Raw genomic sequence first — 2,958 nt, 5'->3', positions numbered from 1 at the left:
GGATACGCGTGTCGCGCCGTCCACGGAACACCTCGCCGACGGCGACGCGGCCGCCGTGCGGCTCGGCGTCGCCGATCGAGCAGCGCAGCGCTGAGGTCCGCAGCGGGCAGCGAGCGTACTGCCAGGGCCGCTGGGCGAGATCGTTGGCCAGGCGCGACGCCGTTCCAGCGAACGGCAGCGGTTGGAACGGTTGCGGACCATTTTGGAGATCACGCACCAGTGGAACCAGACACAGGAGATGGAGCCGCTGCTGGTGCAGATGGCCGAGGCGGCGACGAAGCTGCTCCGCGCCGATCGCGCTAGCATTTTTCTATGGGACAAGCCGAATCGCAGCTTGGTCGGCCGGCCGGCCCTCGGCGTCGCGGGGGGCGAACTGCGGATTCCGGACGATAAAGGCATCGTCGGGCAGGTCGTGCAATCCGGGGAATCACGGCGCGTCGATCTGGCGGACAATCAGGCGCAGATTGATCGCCGGGTCGATCAAAAACTCGGCTATGAAACGCGCACACTGCTTTGCGTGCCGTTGCGCGGTCGGGCCGGCGAGTTATTCGGCGCGTTCGAAATGATCAACAAGCTGCAAGGCAATTTCACGGACGACGACGAAGAGGCGCTCATCGAACTCGCGGCCCACGCGGCCGTCGCGCTGGAAAACACCGACGAACGCCAGAAGCTGCTCACCGCCCGCAAGCAATTGGCGGACGAAACGGCGCAGGGCATTCGCTTGGTCGGCAACAGCCCGGCGATCGAGGCGCTCCGCTCGGCGATTCGCCGCGTGGCGATTACCGACCTGGCGATCATGGTCCTCGGCGAAAACGGTACCGGCAAAGAGGTCGTCAGCCAAGCCGTTCACTATCTGAGCAATCGGCGTTACCAGCCGTTCGTGGCGATCAACTGCGCGGCGATCACTGAAACGCTGCTGGAAAGCGAGCTATTCGGCCACGAAAAAGGCGCCTTCACCGACGCGCATCAGACCCGGGCAGGCAAGTTCGAGTTGGCCTCCGGTGGCACGATTTTTCTGGACGAGATCGGCGATTTGAGTCTGGCCGGCCAGGCGAAGCTACTACGCGTGTTGGAGGAAAAAATCGTCGTCCGTGTCGGCGGTTCGACGCCCATTCACACCGATGCTCGGGTGATCGCCGCGACAAATCAGAACCTCGCGGACATGGTACGCGCGAAGAAGTTTCGCCAGGATTTGTTCTTCCGATTGAACGTGGTGACGATTGAGCTACCGCCGCTGCGCAACCGTCCCGAGGACGTGCTGCTGCTGGCGGAGCACTTCTTGGAAGACTTTTGCCGGAAGGCGCGGCGCCGCGTGCCGAAGTTGTCCGCCGTGGCCAAGCGTCGCTTGGAGGCGCACACCTGGCCGGGCAATGTCCGCGAGTTGCGGAATCTGATGGAGCGGCTCGCCTATATGTCCGACGGGGACAAGATCGAAGCCGAAGACCTGGCGTTCATCATGTCGCCAGGGAGCCAATCGCGTGGGCTGCTGGAGTCCGACCAGCCGTTGGCCGAGGCGACCGAAAAATACCAGTCCGAATACATCCAGCAGGTGATCCACCGCAATCGCGGCAATATGAGCGAGGCGGCGCGGCAACTCGGCCTGCACCGCTCGAACCTGTATCGCAAAATGCGCCAACTCGGCATGCCGACGAACGACGGGTGACGCGCCGCGGTCGATATTTCTCGCGAGATCACGCTTCAGGCGGTTGCGAGCACCCGGCGCGGATGACACAATTCCGGTTCGCCGCCCTTCGCCCCGAGCTGGTGCTTCTCGACTGTGAGCAATCCCTACGTCAGTCCGTCGACCGCATCGCGAAATCCAAATGCCGGCGCAGTTGTCGGGCCCGGCTATAAGTGGTCGGTCGTCGCGATGCTCTGGTTCATCTGCTTCTTCAACTATGCGGATCGCACCGCGATTTCGGCGATCCTGCCGGTGCTCAAGAGCGAGTACAACCTGACCAATACGCAGCAAGGGCGCATCGTCTCCGCGTTCATGTGGGTCTATGCGTTGACCGCGCCGTTCGCCGGGCTGGTGGTCGATCGCTTCCCGCGGAAACGAATCATCCTCAGCGGCCTGTATGTCTGGAGCATCGTCACCGGCTTCACAGCACTTTGCTCCAAGGTCTGGCATTTCGTGCTGGTGCGCGGCGCGGAAGGATTGGGCGAGACGTTTTATTTCCCGGCGTCGATGTCGCTAGTCAGCGACTATCACGATCGGCGAACACGATCCCGAGCGATGGGATTGCATCAGACGAGTGTTTACGCCGGCACGATCGGCGGCGGCGCGCTCGCGGGCTGGATGGCCCAACATTTTGGCTGGCAGTTTCCGTTCGTCGTGTTTGGCGTGGCAGGCTGCGTGCTGGGCCTGGTGCTGGCGTGGTTCATTCGCGAGCCGGCGCGGGATGAGGCGGAGCGAAATCTCGCTATCGAGACGGGCGAAACGGTTCCGCCCCAGGCAGTGCGGCCGATTGTCCCTTGGAGCGAATTGCCGCGCGAGGTTTTGCTGACCACGGTCGATTTGGGGCGCGTGGCGGTCGAGTTGAGTAAGCGCCCCACGGCGCTTTGCCTGATGGCCGCGTTCATCGGCGCAAATTGCGTGGCGATGGTCTTTCTTGGTTGGATGCCGTCGTTTCTGAAAGAGCAGTACAAGATGGACCTGGCGCTCTCCGGGTTTAGCGCTACGTTCTATATTCAAGTCGCCAGCATGTTCGGCGCATTGGTCGGCGGCGCCAGCGCCGATGCGTTTCGCAAGCGTTCCGCGGGCGGACGCATCTTCGTGCAAGCGTTGGGCCTGCTCTGCGGCGCGCCGTTTATCTTTCTTTGCGGTTGGACACAGCAACTCGCCATTTTGATTCCGGCCATGGCCTGTTTCGGGTTCTTCAAAGGCATCTACGACGCCAACATCTGGGCCGGGCTGTACGATTTCGTGCCGGTCGAACGGCGCGGCAGCGCCGTCGG

The 2,958-nt window shown here is 62.7% G+C and carries 2 protein-coding genes; both read left to right on the top strand.

Annotated features, from left to right (window positions below; all coding sequences use genetic code 11):
- The first annotated feature begins 181 nt into the window (after nt 1-181).
- Complete coding sequence (locus SGJ19_24670) at nt 182-1,663, top strand: sigma-54-dependent Fis family transcriptional regulator (protein MDZ4783453.1); 1,482 nt, start codon at nt 182-184, stop codon at nt 1,661-1,663.
- 114 nt (nt 1,664-1,777) lie between these two features.
- The coding region (locus tag SGJ19_24665; protein ID MDZ4783452.1) for an MFS transporter at nt 1,778-2,958 on the top strand (1,181 nt) is incomplete at its 3' end.

The sequence above is a fragment of the Planctomycetia bacterium genome, from assembly GCA_034440135.1.
GTDB lineage: Bacteria > Planctomycetota > Planctomycetia > Pirellulales > JALHLM01 > JALHLM01.
This window is presented reverse-complemented; position numbering and strand designations above follow the sequence as displayed.